The 15,319-nt window shown below is 67.4% G+C and carries 15 protein-coding genes and 1 pseudogene; 3 read left to right on the forward strand and 13 right to left on the reverse strand.

All coding sequences use genetic code 11. The features are described 5' to 3' along the window. From VFG33_RS13160 to VFG33_RS13170, 3 genes are all read right to left on the reverse strand, one after another. A partial coding sequence (locus VFG33_RS13160; protein WP_325026086.1) for an antibiotic biosynthesis monooxygenase occupies window positions 1–135 on the reverse strand: 135 nt, incomplete at its 3' end. A 69-nt stretch (window positions 136–204) separates the two neighbouring features. After that, entirely contained in the window at window positions 205–816 is a 612-nt protein-coding gene (locus VFG33_RS13165) for a hypothetical protein (protein ID WP_325026022.1), read from the reverse strand. Further along, window positions 806–1,312: a hypothetical protein gene (locus tag VFG33_RS13170; protein WP_325026023.1), complete on the reverse strand. Its 507-nt coding sequence runs from the start codon at window positions 1,310–1,312 to the stop codon at window positions 806–808. Before VFG33_RS13170 ends, VFG33_RS13165 begins: the two co-directional genes overlap by 11 nt. Before the next feature lie 124 nt (window positions 1,313–1,436). Here VFG33_RS13170 and VFG33_RS13175 point away from each other — a divergent pair, with 124 nt between their 5' ends. Both VFG33_RS13175 and VFG33_RS13180 read left to right on the forward strand, forming a co-directional pair. Continuing rightward, window positions 1,437–1,748, forward strand: a complete 312-nt coding sequence (locus VFG33_RS13175) for a DUF6703 family protein (protein ID WP_325026025.1) — start codon at window positions 1,437–1,439, stop codon at window positions 1,746–1,748. An 88-nt stretch (window positions 1,749–1,836) separates the two neighbouring features. Next, window positions 1,837–2,124, forward strand: a pseudogene (locus tag VFG33_RS13180) (VOC family protein); the annotation flags it as partial. A 16-nt stretch (window positions 2,125–2,140) separates the two neighbouring features. Here the strand turns inward: VFG33_RS13180 and VFG33_RS13185 are convergent. The 7 genes from VFG33_RS13185 to VFG33_RS13215 form a co-directional block, all read right to left on the reverse strand. Next, entirely contained in the window at window positions 2,141–2,758 is a 618-nt protein-coding gene (locus VFG33_RS13185; protein ID WP_325026028.1) for a P-loop nucleotide/nucleoside kinase family protein, read from the reverse strand. Between the two features lie 679 nt (window positions 2,759–3,437). Then, a complete protein-coding gene (locus VFG33_RS13190; protein WP_325026030.1) occupies window positions 3,438–4,247 on the reverse strand; it encodes an isocitrate lyase/PEP mutase family protein in 810 nt (269 codons plus the stop codon). A gap of 324 nt (window positions 4,248–4,571) precedes the next feature. After that, entirely contained in the window at window positions 4,572–6,125 is a 1,554-nt protein-coding gene (locus tag VFG33_RS13195) for an HNH endonuclease signature motif containing protein (protein WP_325026031.1), read from the reverse strand. A 164-nt stretch (window positions 6,126–6,289) separates the two neighbouring features. Continuing rightward, entirely contained in the window at window positions 6,290–6,757 is a 468-nt protein-coding gene (locus VFG33_RS13200; RefSeq protein ID WP_325026033.1) for an NUDIX hydrolase, read from the reverse strand. Between the two features lie 158 nt (window positions 6,758–6,915). Beyond that, on the reverse strand, window positions 6,916–7,497 hold the full coding sequence (locus VFG33_RS13205) for a DUF305 domain-containing protein (RefSeq protein ID WP_325026035.1): 582 nt from the start codon (window positions 7,495–7,497) through the stop codon (window positions 6,916–6,918). Between the two features lie 71 nt (window positions 7,498–7,568). Next, window positions 7,569–8,840, reverse strand: coding sequence for a DUF1996 domain-containing protein (locus VFG33_RS13210; RefSeq protein ID WP_325026037.1), 1,272 nt, complete (start codon window positions 8,838–8,840; stop codon window positions 7,569–7,571). A gap of 67 nt (window positions 8,841–8,907) precedes the next feature. Next, window positions 8,908–10,719: a discoidin domain-containing protein gene (locus tag VFG33_RS13215; RefSeq protein WP_325026039.1), complete on the reverse strand. Its 1,812-nt coding sequence runs from the start codon at window positions 10,717–10,719 to the stop codon at window positions 8,908–8,910. A gap of 255 nt (window positions 10,720–10,974) precedes the next feature. On the opposite strand from VFG33_RS13215, the gene VFG33_RS13220 reads away from it, so the two are divergent. Beyond that, window positions 10,975–11,970, forward strand: a complete 996-nt coding sequence (locus tag VFG33_RS13220; RefSeq protein ID WP_325026040.1) for a LacI family DNA-binding transcriptional regulator — start codon at window positions 10,975–10,977, stop codon at window positions 11,968–11,970. Here VFG33_RS13220 and VFG33_RS13225 read toward each other — a convergent pair. Genes VFG33_RS13225 through VFG33_RS13235 form a run of 3 tightly spaced genes read right to left on the reverse strand, consistent with a single transcriptional unit; the run spans window position 11,962 to window position 15,319 of the window. Then, complete coding sequence (locus VFG33_RS13225; RefSeq protein ID WP_325026041.1) at window positions 11,962–13,326, reverse strand: alkaline phosphatase family protein; 1,365 nt, start codon at window positions 13,324–13,326, stop codon at window positions 11,962–11,964. The two genes, VFG33_RS13220 and VFG33_RS13225, sit on opposite strands and share 9 nt — an antisense overlap. Beyond that, window positions 13,323–14,471: a metabolite traffic protein EboE gene (gene eboE, locus VFG33_RS13230; RefSeq protein WP_325026043.1), complete on the reverse strand. Its 1,149-nt coding sequence runs from the start codon at window positions 14,469–14,471 to the stop codon at window positions 13,323–13,325. The genes VFG33_RS13225 and eboE overlap by 4 nt, the downstream gene beginning before the upstream one ends. Next, window positions 14,468–15,319 carry a TatD family hydrolase gene (locus VFG33_RS13235; protein ID WP_325026045.1) on the reverse strand — a complete coding sequence of 284 codons (852 nt, stop codon included), beginning with the start codon at window positions 15,317–15,319 and terminating at the stop codon, window positions 14,468–14,470. The genes eboE and VFG33_RS13235 overlap by 4 nt, the downstream gene beginning before the upstream one ends.

Consider the following 15,319-nt stretch of genomic DNA (forward strand, 5'->3'; position numbering starts at 1 on the left):
ATCGTCGGCGTTCCGCCCGGTCCGGGCCGCGACGAAGCCCTTCTGCCGCGACAGCACCTCGACAGCCGTCTCCAGCCGGACCACGAACTCCGGTTGCGCGGACTCGTCGACCCGGAACCTGATCACCACGAACACCCGCGCTAGCGTACGGCGTCACCCTCCGCCACCAGCAGCCCCCCAGTACTCCGTCCGCGATGGCGGGCGTCAGATCTCCTTGTGAGGACCTTTGGACGGGCCGGGGGGAGTCGTCTTGCCGGCCTTGCCGAACTGGGCCGGGTCCAGCGGTCTCGAGGTCGCCAGCGGTTGCTGCCCGGCCCAGGCGTGCGCCATCGCGCGCTTCGCGTCAAGCTCCGCCTGCCGCGCGGTCTGGTTCCCACCGGACGAAGCCGGGCGGTCCCCGAACTGGTTCAAGCCGGGCTGCCTGTCGTCCGGGTGCCGGGTCAACCGCGCAGATGTGTGCTCGTAGATGTTGCCGGACCCCTGCCGCGGCTTGATCGCGAGCAGTTCGCGCCGTGGCTGTCCACCGGGTGCCGCCGGGCCGCTCTCGCGGAACGTCAGCCGATGATCGGCCTTCTTCTGTGGGTCAGATTGCACATAGGCCGTCACGCAGTCGCGCAGATCGCCCTTGCCCGTCTCGTACCCCAACGGATGATGCCCGTCGGACTTTCCGGTCCGCAGCTTCTCGATCTCGCGCAGCGTCTCGCGGTAGAGGTGACCATGTCCGGCCGGGTCGGCGATCGCCCTGCTGCGGAGGAGTTGCAGATCCTGCGCGAACTTCGGGCTCACCAGGAGCTGATAGTTCTGCTCACCGCTCACGAGGTGGGAGACCCTCCTCGGTCCGGATCTCCTTGAGCATCTCCTGGGTGAACGGATCACCCTCGGCCCAGTCGTCCAGGCTGAACGGCACGCTGTCCGGCTGCGGCTCGGAGGAGTAGGTGCGCTGGGTCGGATCGTCGACCACACCGGCCGGCGGCTCGTCGTCCCCACGCAGCTCCCTGTACTGCGCGGTCGACAGAACCGCCGCTTCCGGCTCACCCTCCTCGCCCCACACCAACGGCGAAGGAGATCCCCCGGCACGGATCGCGGTCAGCAGCCCCGGCAACGCGGCCGCCAACTGCGCCGGCTCCAGCACCGACGGACCCGCGTCGAACTTCGCCTCACCACCGAGATCCTCGAACTCGTCGTACGTCAGCAGCACCGCCTCCGGCCCACCATCACCGAAACTGAACGCACGCGTGGATCCGTCGCGGAACCTGCCCAGGATCCCCGGCAGATCGCGGCTGATGACATCGACCGATGGCAGTTCGTTCATACCCAGACTCTAATCGCGAACCGGCTCGCCAGGCCGCGACTATCCACAGCCTCCGGCCTGTCGTCAGAGCAGCCGCAGCCCTCCGCTGTCAGAGGTGTTCCCCCTGGCCTGGAACAATGGGCGGATGAGCACCGGATCTCCCAGCCAGCCGACTAGTCCCTTGCGGGCGCGGATCACCAAGATCAGCTACCCGTTCGTGGCCCGGCTGCACGGCATGCCAAAGCTGACGCTGCCCGGGATCACCCTCGTGCTCGCCCTCATCGGCGTGTTCTCCCCGGTGCCCGCGGCCATCCCCGCCCTGATCCTGCTCGCGCTGCTCCTGACCTGGCTCGGCTTCCTCTCCTGGCCGGTCGTCAGCACCGGCCAACGAGCCATCCGGGTCTTCTCCGTCCTCGTCATCCTCCTCTTCGCCGTCTCCCGCATCGCCGGCAGCTGACCACCCGCAGCTCTCGCGGGACACTGATCGTCATGAGCCTTTCCCCGATGAACGTCACGGTCGACTGTGACGTACACCCGGCGCGGTCGCCCGCTGGTGGGCCACGGCGCTCGCTGCGAAACTCGACGGCGACTGGGGCACTGCGGCGCGGGTGAACCTGCACGCCGACGGAGCACCACGTCTGCTGTTCATGCAAGTCCCCGAACCGAAGCACGGAAAGAACCGTGCTCACCTCGATCTGCTGGCGGACGACCGCACCACGGAGGTGAAGCGCCTCATGGGTTTGGGCGCGACCGTCGTCGCTCACCACGACGAGTCAGGCGAGTCCTGGACCGTCATGCGAGACCCGTACGGCAACGAGTTCTGCGTGAACTGACCGCTCGTCTGGGGGGTCACGGTTCGTGTGGGTGGCGGGAATTGGCGGCGGTCGTTGCGTACTGATCAGGCAAGGATGGCCAGCGCTGCGAGGCCCACTCCGACCAGGTCGCGTGCGCCGGTGGGACGAGTGGAAGCTGAGAACCCCGCAGTTCTTCGTCGTCCGGCGCTTGAAACTGAACCCGCCACTGCTCAAGCTCAACGTCGCTCATGTGGAACGTACGATCGGGCGTAGTCGCGAACCGATTGGTGACACGCCTGCGTTGCTCCTCGTGGTCAATCGGCAGGTAGACGACTTGGCTACGCGCACCGACAGCGGCGGCGATCCACCGCAGCGCTGATCGTTCGTCCTTTCCCCAGAACCCGAAGTCGAAGACGACATTGGTGCCCAGCGCCGCGGCGCGCATGCCGAGCTGAATCAACATGCCTTCAACGAGGTCACGCTTGTCTGGTGGGTTTTGATCGCCGAACAGCTCGATCTGCCACTCGTCTGGCGTTAGCCGTAGGGCCGACGCGCTGATCTCCAGTTCCTTCGCGTGAGTTGTTTTCCCTGCGCCGGGAAGGCCAACGATCAGGTAGACGACTGCAGGTCCGACGCGCGGATCGGTCGGCTCGGGGTGCTTGTGTGTGTACATGTGGCGGCTCCTGAGGGATAGCAGGGGCCAGGCAACGCGAAACAGCCGCCTGGCAGAAAGCCGGCGGCGCGGAACCGAGGAATTTACCTACAGACTGTCCCAGCGCCGTCAGCGAAAGACCGGCAGGGACGAGTCACAGACGCACCAGCACACATGCCCACAACCCTACCGATGAACGATCAGGTCGCCCGCGTCCGTCCCAGACACATCCACTCACACCGCGATGCGCGCTCATGCCGATGTGCGCGTGTTCAATCGACGCTCAGGGAGCGGGCCATTCGGAGGCGTGTAGGGAGTACTCCGCCACCACGCCTGGCAAGGAGAGCGGTCATGCGCGGCATGTATGTGGATCCGTCGCCAGGCAAGGGGCTTCGTCAGAGGTACGGCAGGCCCGGATGATGACCGTCGCTGGCGAGCAAGCAACGCCAGGGAGGCCCTTGCACAAGTCGCTAGAAGCGCAGGAGACCAACTACGTGCCCCCGGAGCCGGACGAGATGAAGGCCGAAGTCCAGCGAATCCGTGAATGGCAGAAGCGGGTCAAGAAGTACCGCTCCTAAGCGAGCCGGGCGAGCGCAGGCGGCGTCCGGACATGCCGCGAACAGCGTGAAGACGTTACGCGGCAATACGCAACTGTCGCTTCAGTGCCATCGACGGCGGTCGCTCCGACCTGCCTGGCGAGTCACGGATGTCGGAACAAAGCGTCCACGTTGGGGAGCTGCGCGAACCTGGTGAACGTGCCCGCGTCCGCGATCTCTCGGGCTGCCTCGAGGAGGCCGCCCCATGCTGCGCGCGCAAGCGTCCCGCCCACGCTGATTCGCCGCACACCGAGTGCCGCGGCTTCTGCGACGGTGATGAAGGGAGCGTTGATCAGCAGGTTCACCGGTTTCGGTGACACCGCGGCCACCACCGCCCTCACCTGTTCGACGGTTCCGATCCGGGGAGCGTAGAGACAGTCGGCACCAGCCTCCGCGTAGGCACGAAGCCGCCGGATCGTCTCGTCGATGTCCGGGCGCCCGACGACGAAGCCCTCGGATCGAGCGGTCAGAACGATGCCCATTCCGCTTTCGTCGATCGCTCGCCGCGCGGCCCGGATACGCTCCACGGCAAGCTCGAAGTCATGGAGGGGTTCTGCAGCGTCGCGCGTGGAGTCCTCTATCGAAAGCCCTGCGATGCCCGTCGCAACGGCCAGCTTCATGTTCTCGTAGACCTGCTGCGGATCGGCCGCGTAACCATCTTCGAAATCCGCGTTCACCGGCAGCTCTACCGCATCGACGACGATTTTCAGGTGCTCGAGCGTCTCATCGAGCATGACCTGGTTGTCCGCACGACCGAGCGTCCAGGCAAAGCCGGCGCTCGTGGTCGCGAGCGCTTCAAAGCCCAGTTGCTCCAAAGCCCGCGCGCTTCCCGCGTCCCAGGGGTTGGGCATCACGAACGTGCCAGAGGAGTGCAAGCGATGAAATTCAGCGACCCGGCTGTCCTGCAGGTTCATACCGCACCTCCTCGGCGAGGACGCAACTCATCAGCACCCTAGACCACGTGCCGTCTGGCGGTCAGCAAAGCGATAACCGGACATGCCGCAGTCCGGGCGCTGGAGGCTACGGCCAAGTCAAGGCCCCAGCGCGTCGTAGGCCGCGGCGACGGTCGCTTCGCCCCACAGACGACGCGATCATCGGCCGAGGCGCGGACGGGCCGGAGGAAGGCTTCGACGGGGGACTTGGTCGAACATCATGGCGCAGTCGGAGAGGCCGCCAAGGGCGACCTGTTGGTGGATGGCGCGGAGGACGCTCCCCAACCACTCCGAAGTGGCGGGCGTCTAGCCAGTGTCTGCCAGGTCGGCAGGTGTCCCTTCGTCGCCCCATGGGTCCAGGCGTGCGGCATCCTCCTTGGTGATCCATGGGATGTCGCCTGTTGTAGGGGGTGATGGTTGGGGTGATCGGTTGGGCGGGGGGCGGTGTTGGCGGGTGGTGGGGTCTGGTTCGGCCCAGTCTGGGTAGGAGAGGTGGACGACGCCGTCGAGGATGGTGACGGTCCAGTGGCCGTGGTGGACGGCGGTGTGGTGGGAGCCGCAGAACAGGGCGAGGTTGTCGACGTCGGTCTTGCCGCCGTCGGCCCAGTGGACGATGTGGTGGGCGTGGCAGTGGCTGGGTGGAGCCTTGCAGATCACGCAGCCGCGGTCGCGTTCGATCAGGGCGTCTCGGATCGGGTTGGTGACGAAGCGTTTGGAGGTGCCGACGTCCAGGGGCTGGGAGTTGGAACCGAGCACGATGGGGAGGATCTCGGCATCGCACGCCAGCCGGCGCACGGCCGCCGCGGACAGGTTGTCACCGAAGGTGAGGTCGCCGGTGGCGTTCTTGCCGGCGGTCTTGAGATCGTTGAAGTCGATCGTGACCAGCACCTTGAACCCGCCACCCCCAGACGCACCAGGCGCACCGCCCGCACTCCCACCACCGCCTGCGCTCCCACCACCGCCCGGGCTCCCGGCCTCAGCCGTGCCCGCGGCGTCGACCCTGCCCTCGGTATCAGCCGCGCTCGCGGCACCGGACCCGTCAGGCGCCCCGGACGCGCTCGTCGGAGCGGGCGCGGTCCAGCCGCTTCGGCCGTCGGCGGCGGTAGTGAAGACCGTGACCAGAGCGTCGGCCTGGCGCTTCTCGCGGGATCTCGGGTCCGGGGTGCCGTCCACGGCTTTGTGGGGCTTTGAGAGTGCGTGGATACCGGTTCTGACCAGTTCGGCGTTCTCGTTGGCCACGAAACCGCCGAAAGTGATGCCGCGGTCGGCGTTCTTCAACCAGAACGCCTCCTTGCGCGACGCCTTGTCCTCGGCCGGCTCCGGCCCATCACTGTCCAGGGTGTCTCGGACCTTCTTACCGAGCTTGCGCAGGTCGCCCGGAGCGAGGAAACGAGCGGCTTCCACCATCTGCTCCTCAGCGACCCGGAGATCCTCCACCGGCACCATCGCCGCGGCCGGGATCTGATCCAGCGCGGTCACGATCGCCCTGGCCTGGCCGACATGCAAAAGCACCGGCAACCGCTCCCCAGCCCCCTCCTCACCAGATCCACCAGATTCCTCGCACTCGTCGGCAGCGAACGGATCCGGCAGGGCCGCTGAGACAGCTGGGTACTTCGACAGGGTCTTGGCCAGTTTCAGGTCGCTGCGGACCGCGGCAGGGTCGAGGCGGTGCCGCATCGCCAGCAACTCGACCACGTCGCGGGCACCGAGTTCCTTGGCATGGCCGATCTCGTCGAGGCGATCCATGATCTGCAGGCGGTAGGTTGCGCGGGCCGCGTCCTCGGCGTGCAACTGGTCGAGGGTGGTCAGCAGTTCGCTGCCATCCATCGACCACACCGGTCGCGCCTCCACGAGTTCCATACCCAGAACCCTAGCCACGCCTTCCGACAGTTTCCGTGCCCAGATCCCCTTATCTATAAGGGATCCAAGGATTGGCAGGAAGTAGTCAATTCATCCACAGCTGTGCACACACCGATGAATCAAGATGGCCGCATCAGGCCAACTTTTCCACAGGCAGGAAAGCTTCAGTGCTGGATCATGCCGCCGACCGGGACGGTAGCGACGTGGCCGGTGGCCGGAACCGTCTGTGCCAGGGCGAGGCCGATGTCGACCAGCGACGACCTGCGCAGGTGAGCGACGTCGGGGATCGGAGTCCAGGCCGATTCGGCGATTTCGCCATTCGGCTCCGGCCGGAGTTGGCCGCCAGTGATACGGACCCGATAGAAGATGCCGACATTCTGGTGCTCGGTCCGCCTGCGCGCCTCGGCCGCGGGAATCACCCTCGAGTCAACGCCCAGGAGGCTTTCGACCACTGCGTCGCACCCGGTCTCCTCGGCAACCTCGCGGATCACCGCGTCGAACGGATCCTCCGCGTGTTCGACCCTTCCGCCTGGAAGAGTCCAGACACTCTCGCCCTTCGGTGGTGCGTGTCGGGCGAGCAGCACCTTCCCACCCTCGACGCACACGGCATAGGCCGCCAGCCGGAAACTCACCCCCGCACATTAACTCCACCGCAAAAGTGCCGACGGCGCCTATCCACCGTGGGCGGATCGATCTGGTCGATGCCGCAGGGTTCTGCCCCGGCCGTCGGCGGTGTGACCAGCCTGGCCGTCGTCTGGCCGTCGTCTGGCCGTCGTCTGGCGCTGACCGACTACAGCGCCGCGAGGAGTTTGAGTTGGGCGGCGCGGCCGGTTTCGATGGAGGCGGCCAGCTTCTTCACGGACGGTTCGTGGCCGGCTGTCTTGATGCTGCGGGCGACGATGATCGACTGGTCGAGGTGCTCCTTCAGATTCTTCCGGAAGAGCTGGTCGAAGACGGCGCCCTGAGCCTTGCCCATGGCGACGATCTCCGGCTCGGTCATCATGCCTGGCATGTCGTGGCCCTCGTGCACGTTGGTGGTCGGCGCTCCGGATCTGGTGCGCAGGGCAACCAATTGGGCGAGTTCGGCGCGATGGGTCGCGGTCACCTGCTGGGCCAGCCTCCGTACTGCGGGATCGGCCGACTGCCGGTTCGCCATGTCGAGCACCCGCAGGAGTTGTTCGTCCATCGGGACCATCAGCTGGATCCACGCGAGGTCGGTGGGGTTGAACGCCTGCTGCACCGACGGCACCGGAGTACCGGCTGACACAGGCGGCCCTGAGGAAGCGGCGGACGCACCGCAACCAGCGACAAGCCCGGCGACCAGTACTGCGCCGCCGAGCGCTTGCAGGGCGGACCGCGAGGGACGCTGCATGGGCTGAACTCCTTCAGACGAACTGCAGCCGGGCGGGTCCTGGGACGGGGACCCGCCCGGCGATAGGAGGGCTAGGGCTGACCGTCGGCTCCGCACTTGATGATCGGGCGGATGCAGTCGTTGACGCGGCGCGCCATCTCGGCGACCGGCCAGGCGTTGAAGAAGTCGCCGTGCATGGTGAACCCACCACCGGATGCGAGCCGGAACCCGGCCGTCGAGCCGTTCACCGGATAGCGCAGTACCTGCCGCAGCTTCGGCACCGGCACCGGGTGGGTGGCCGGGCAGTCACCGTTGACCGGGTACGCCATGTGGCTCTTGTGATCCGCCGAGTCCAGGTCCCGGCCGTTCCAGCACTGCGGGAAGTCCAGGTAGGACTCCAGCATGGTGCCGGCCGGACAGGTGATGAAGTCGTGCCCCGAACCGGCGTCACCGGCATGCAGGCAGGACCAGCGGGAGATGGTGTTGTCGTTCGGCCCGGTCGCCTTCGCGTTGCCGGCCACGATCCGCAACCCGTACGGCAGCGGCTGGATCCGGGCGATCACGTCGTCGCGGACGCCTTCACCCAGGTAGTAGAACGTGGTCCCGGTCGGCTCGACCGGCACGTTGTTGTTGTAGAACGTCGGCACCCAGTACGACGAGACGTCCACGCTCGGGTTGCACGACGTCGGCGACGTCGCCAGGTCCTCCACGGTGGTGTGCGCGTTCGTCACGCTGGCACCGAAGAAGCTGTGCATGTGCGAGGCGCCGGGCATGTTCGGGAAGACGATCGGGTCGTCCGGCAGCCGGTGGGTGTACGGGCACTCGGCGAGGAACTCCGCCACCCGGACGATCGGCCCGCTCGCGGTCCCGCCGTACACCTGGAACTCGAACAGCGAGGCACCCCACTGGGTGGCGCGCTGGGTGATCAGGATCCGCACGTACCGGCCGTTGCCGTTGACAACGAGACTCTGCTCGCCGCCGGTGCCGTTGGTGGTGGTCTGGATCGTGGTCCAGCTGGTCGCGTTGGTGGAGGTCTGGATCTGGAAGCCGCGCGCGTACGCCGCCTCCCAGCGCAGCAGCACCCGGTTGACCGCCTGGGCGGAACCGAGGTCGACCTGGAGCCACTGGTTGTCGGCGAAGGAGCTGGCCCAGCGGCTGCCGTTGTTGCCGTCGACGGCGGCGGCCGCGGGGAACGAGGCGCTCTCCACCGACGAGGCGAGGGCCGGACGGCCTTGTGACAGCAGGGTTTCGGCTGCCTGCGCGGGCCGGCTGGTACTCACCAGGTAGGCGCCGAGCAGTGCGAGCAGGGCGACGAGAACCGTGCCCCGCCTGACGAGGTGTTGGGGTGGACTGGAGCCTTTCATCGGGTCTCCTAACGGGGCGGGACGGACCCGGGTCCTGGCACGGGCAGAGGCCAGGACCCGGGGGTGCTCAGTGGTAGACCCTCACGTAGTCGACGAGCATCCGGGCCGGGAACGGCGTACCAGCATCCGGCGGGCCGGGGAAGTCACCGCCGACAGCCAGGTTGAGGATCAGGTAGAACGGGTGGTCGAAGATCCATGGTCCGCGGGTGGCCTCGAGTTGCACCTTGTCCACCACGAAGACGGTGGCGCCGTCGACCTGGTAGGTGATGCTCGTGCTGTTCCAGAGCATCGTCCAGGTGTGGTAGTCGTTCGCGAAGTCCGCTCCACCCGGCAGGCCGTAGGTGCCGCCGTAGCCGCCGGCCCCGTTGTACGCCGGGGCGTGCAGCGTCGAGTAGCCCTTGGTGGTCTCGCGGCCGAGGATCTCCACGATGTCGATCTCGCCGTTGTACGGCCAGGGGCGGCCGGTCAGGAAGTCGGCACCCATCATCCAGAAGGCGGGCCACAGTCCGTTGCCCTTCGGGACCTTGATCCGCGCCTCGATCTTGCCGTACGTCGTGGTGAACTTCGTGCCGGTGTTCATCCGGGCCGAGGTGTACTGGCAGGTGCCACTACCGGTCACGGGGTCGATCGGGCAGGCGGAGCCGGGAGTGACTTCACGCCGTGCCTCCAGGACCAGATGCCCGGCACCGTCCATCTGGGTGTTGTTGTTGTTCGTGTACACCTGCAACTCGTTGTTCTGGCCGGTGCCCGGGTCGGCGGTCCACTTCGCGGCATCCGGCTTGGTACCGGCCGTTCCGTTGAACTCGTCGGACCAGATCAGCTGCGGCGGGTTCGCCGGGTTGGCCGGCGGGGTCGGCGGGGTGTTCGGGGCGCCACCGGTGCCGTAGACCTGGAACTCCCACAGCGAGTACCCGTACGGCGTGTTCCGCGCGGTCCCGTACATCCGGACGTAGCGGCCGGTGCCGGTGATGTTCAGCGTCTCCTTGAAGCCCGGACCGGTCGTCGTCGAGTAGATCGAGGTCCAGTTCGCGGCGTCGTTCGAGACCTGCACCTGGTACGACTTCGCCGAAGCGGGATCCCACTGCAGCACGACCTTGTCGATCTGCGCGGTCGCACCGAGGTCGACATAGATCCAGCCCGGGTCGACCCAGCCGGAGTCGGTCGCGGTGGCCCAGCGGCTGGCCGGGTCGAGGTCGAAAGCCCTGGCCGGCGTGCACTCCCAGCAGTTGGCGTCGTGCTGCTGCGTCGAGGAGAAGCCGGGCTTGTTGTACGAGAGCAGTTTGCTGCCCGGGCCAGGACCAGTACCGCCGGTGGTTCCGAAGACCTTGAACTCCCACAGCGAGTAGCCCCACTGGGTGGCCCGCTGGGTGCCGTTCATCCGCACGTACCGGCCCGAGCCGGAGACCGTCAGCGTCTGGGTGCCGCCGGTACCGGTCGTGGTGCTGTAGATCGTGCTCCAGGTGGTGCCGTTCGCGGACACCTGGATCTGGAAGGCAGTCGCGTACGCCGCCTCCCAGCTGAGCGCGACCTGACTGATGGTGGCGGTCTGACCGAGGTCGACCTGGATCCACTGCGGATCGCCGAAGGTGCTCGACCAGCGAGTGCCGGGATCGCCGTCGACCGCGGCGGAGGCGGGGAAGGCGACGTTCTCGGCGGAGGAGGCGGTCGCGGTCTTGCCCTGGGACAGCAGTGGGTCGGCGGCGTCGGCGGGCTGGCTGACCAGCAGCGCGAGCACGAAGCTCGCCGCGACGGCGAGGATGGTCGCGGCCTTCAGCCGCGCTCCCCTGACCCGGCGCCGCGGGGCGGTCGGCGTCTGGCTGGGAGCGGGGGGCGGGGTGGACCCCTTGCGGGAGTCGCGCGGTGGGAGCAGGGGGGACATAGGGCTCTCCTGGGGCGGCTAGGAAGAAGCGGGGGAACGTTCCCTAGGCCTGAGAGTGCTGCTACCGGGGAGCGGTGTCAAGAGTTCACAGGACATCGGACGGCAACCTGCACGTAACACTGCGTAGATCAGTCAGAGTGCTCTCTCAGTGCGCAACTCCGGGCAACTCCAGGCCCGGATGGTTGACAACCTCGCCGGGGGACCTGATCCTCGATCAGGGGAACGCTCCCCTGGATCTCGGCCGAGGGGGTGCGCGTGAGACGACCTACGCTGCACGCGGTCGCGGCCCGGGCCGGGGTCTCCAAGTCGAGCGTGTCCCGGGTGATCAACGGCGAGCCGACCGTCGCGCCGGAGATCCGGCAGATCGTGATGGCCGCGGTGACCGAGCTCGGCTACGTGCCGAACGGCGCCGCGCGGAACCTGGTCACCCAGCGGACGAACACGATCGCGATCATCGTCTCCGATCCCCCGGCCGGCCTGGTCTCCGATGACCCGATGTTCGCGATGGTCGTCCGCGCCGCGAGCCGGCAACTCGAGGCGGCCGGCAAACAGGTGTCGCTGGTACTGGCCGGCTCCGAGGAGAGCCGTGCCCGGGTCGAGCAGTACCTGGCCGCCGGTCATGTCGATGGCGCCATGCTCGTCTCGATGGACGGCTCGGACCCCTTGCCCGCAGTACTGGCGCGGACCGGTCTGCCGGTGGTGTCGCACGGGCGGCTGTCGGCGCCGGGCCTGATGCCGTACGTCGACAACGACAACCTCGGCGGTGCGACCAAGGCCGTGCAGCACCTGCTCGACCAGGGCCGCCAGCGGATCGCCACCATCTCCGGGCCCCTCGACATGACGGCCGCACAGGACCGGCTGACGGCTTACCGGGAGACGTTGAAAGGCACCGGCCGTCGGTCGATCGTTGCCCTCGGCGACTTCACCCGGATCTCCGGCGCCGAGGCGATGCGGCAACTGCTGGACGACGATCCGCAGCTCGACGCGGTGTTCGCGGCCAACGACCTGATGGCGATCGGCGCGCTACGGACCCTGCGGGAGGCGGGTCGCCGGGTGCCGGAGGACGTCGCGGTCGTCGGGTTCGATGACATCGAGGCAGCGCTCTACACCGCTCCCCCGCTGACCACGGTCCGCAGCCCGATGGGCGACCAGGCCGCGCGAACCACGCAACTCCTCCTGGATCTGCTCGCCAACGGCAGCGCCGAATCCGTCATCCTCCCGACCGAGATCGTCGTCCGCGAATCAGCCTAGGTCGGCGGCCTTCAGTAGTAGGTCCCGTACGTCGGTCGGTGCGACCGGACCCTCCGCCAGAGACGCGTCTGTGCTGAGGAAGACCGGGCCGTCCTCGGGGGAATCCGGGAGCCGGCCGTGGGAGCCGCGGACGATCGACGGGTCGAGCGGGACAACCCGCATCGCGTAGCGCAGGCCGACCTTCTTACGCAGCAGATACGACGCTGCTCGTGGCTTGACCCAGCGGTCGGCGGGATCGAAGAACAATTCCGCCGGGTCGTAGCCAGGCTTGCGATGGATCTCCACTCCGCGAGCGAAGTCCGGCGCCCGCGCGTCGTCGAGCCAGTAGTAATAGGTGAACCACGAATCGGCGTTCGCGACCGCGACGAGGTCACCGGCTCGCTCGTGGTCCAGACCGTGCTCACGTTTGCCGTCGGCATCCAGTATCTGGGCGACGCCTTCGACGGAGGCGAGAAGTTTGCTCACGGCATCGACATCGGCCGGATCCTTCACGTAGACGTGGGCTATCTGGTGATCCGCCACCGCGAAGGCCCTCGACGTCCAAGGGTCGAGGTACTCCATTCCGTCCTGCGTGTGGACCTCCAGCAGCCCCTCGCTGCGCAGTACGCGATTGATGTCGACCGGGCGCGACACATCGGTGATGCCGTACTCCGACAGCACGATCACCGTCGCCCCGGCCGCCTCCGCGTCGTCGAGAAGCGGAGCCAGTACTGCGTCCAGCTCGATGGCGGCCCGGGTGGCTTCGACGGACGACGGGCCGTACCGCTGCAGGTCGTAGTCCAGGTGCGGGATGTACGTCAGCAGCAGGTTCGGGTTGTCCTCGGCAAGGATCTGGCGCGACGCGGCAACGATCCACTTGCTCGACTTGATGCCGGCCGTGGGACCCCAGTAGTGGAACAACGGGAAGTCCCCGAGCTTCGCGGTCAGCCGGTCATGCAGCGCGACCGGGCGGGTGTAGCAGTCGGGCGCCTTCTTCCCGTCGGCGTAGTAGATCGGGCGGGGCGTGACGAGTAGATCCGTGTCGGCACCCATCGCATACCACCAGCAGACATTGGCGACCTTGTACGACGGGTCCTTGCGGCGAGCGAGGTCCCACACCTTCTCGCCCTGGACCAGCTTGTTGTGCTGCCGCCAGAGGAAGACCTCGCCGAGATCGCGGAAGTACCAGCCGTTGCCCACGATGCCGTGCTCCGACGGCATCTCCCCGGTCAGGAACGTCGCCTGCGCGGAACAGGTCACCGCGGGCAGGACCGTCCCCAAGGTCGTTGACAACGGCAACTGCCGGAGCCGCGGCATCTTCCGCAGCAGCCGCGGGGTCAGCCCGACCACATCGATGACGACAACCTGCTTGGTCATTTGATCTCCTCGAGTCCCAGCGCTGTGATCCGGTCGCGGAGCCAGTTCAGCTCGCCGGCGATGCCCACGGCGAGCTCCTGCTGGTTCTTCGGTCCGGACGGCAGCACGGACCAGGTGTAGGTCTCCGACTCCAGGTGGTGCGTCAGTGGGTGCGGGCCGCCGATCAACTGCTTCAGGCAGTCCTCGAGGACCTCCGTGGTGCTGGAGAGCGGCGGTTGCGGCGCCTCGTGGACCGGCACGTGGAAGTGGACCCGCCAGGGAGCATGGCCGGACAGTTGGTCCATCAGATCCAGATCATCGATGCCCGGGCCGCCCCACTCCCGGGTCTGGTGCAGGAACTTCGGCTCGGCGAACTCCTTCAGCCGTTCCCGCGCCTCCGGGTCCGACGGATTCAGCACTTGCAGGGCGGCCGACACCTGGCTCTTCACGATGTCCACTCCTGCTTTGGACAACACCTTGAATGCCTCGTCGGGTCGCTCGAACTGGACGGCGAGATGACAGGTGTCGAGGCACAACCCGAGCCGCGACTGATCGGCGTACCGGCTGAGCCAATGGGAGGCCTGGCCGACCATCTCGAGGACGCAGCCGGGCTCGGGCTCGATCGCGACCCGGATCCGGCGGCCGGTCCGTTCCTGCACCCGGGCGAGGCGGTTCTCCAGGATGGCGAACGACTGCCGCGCCTGGGCGTCCTGCGCGCGCGACCACGGACTCCGCCAGGCCAGCGGCAGCGTCGAGATCGACCCGTACGACGCGTCGGCGGGCAGGAGTTCCGCGAGAACGGTGACGAGATCCAGGGTGTACTCGAGCCGCTCCGGGTTGGTCCAGTCGGGCAAGTACACCTTCTTGCCGACGACCTTGTCGTGGAATCCGGCGTACGGGAATCCGTTCAGGGTCACGACTTCCAGGTCGTTCTTCCGGAGGGCGCGGGCCAGGCGATCGACGGCCTTGGGCGAGTTGGCGAGTTGTTCGGCCAGCGTGTGCGCGAGCCAGAGGCCGACGCCCAGTACGGGCACGTCGAGCTCCTTGCGGACGAGCGACGAGCAGCCGTCGAGCTGGGCGATCACGCCGTCCAGATCCTCGGCCGGGTGGACGTTCGTGCAGTAGGCGAGATGGACGACCGAGCCGTCGGGGTGGCGGAACCTCATGCGCGGGCACCACGCTGGATGGAGTTGCCCTCGAAGGTCTCCGGTGCGTCCGCCGTCGACAGGTCGAGCCGGCCCGACTGACCGTAGAACGCGACCGGGTTGCGCCACAACACCTGGTCGACGTCGTCCTCGCTGAACCCGGCCGCGAGCATCGCCTGACCGGTCGCGTAGGTCCGCAGCGGGTCGGACTTGCCCCAGTCGGCGGCGGAGTTCACCAGGATCCGCTCGGTGCCGAACTGCTGCAGGATCACGACCATCCGGTCCGGGTCCATCTTGGTGTCGGGGTAGATCGAGAAGCCCATCCAGCACCCGGAATCCGCGACCTCCTTCACCGTCACCTCGTTCAGGTGATCCACGACGACCCTGTTGGCGGGCAGGCCGGACTCCTTCACCACGGCGAGGGTGCGGGTGGTGCCGGCGGCCTTGTCGCGATGCGGGGTGTGGACCAGGACCGGCAGCTCGAAGCGTTTGGCGAGCTCCAACTGCGCCGCGAACACCTCGTCCTCTTCGGGCGTCATCGAGTCGTAGCCGACCTCGCCGACCGCGACCACGCCGTCCTTCGCGAGGTAGCGCGGCAGTACTTCGAGTACTTCGCGGCAGCGGGGGTCGTTCGCTTCCTTCGGGTTCAGGGCGATCGTGCAGTGGTGCTTGATCCCGTACTGCGAGGCGCGGAACGGCTCCCATCCGATCAGGGCGTCGAAGTAGTCCACGAAGGAGCCGACACTGGTTCTCGGCTGGCCGAGCCAGAAGGCGGGCTCCACCAGGGCCTGGACGCCATGGGCTGCCATCGCGGCGTAGTCGTCGGTGGTGCGGGATGTCATGTGGATGTGTGGATCGAAGATGCGCAT

It is taken from the genome of Kribbella sp. (genome assembly GCF_035687465.1).
GTDB lineage: Bacteria > Actinomycetota > Actinomycetes > Propionibacteriales > Kribbellaceae > Kribbella.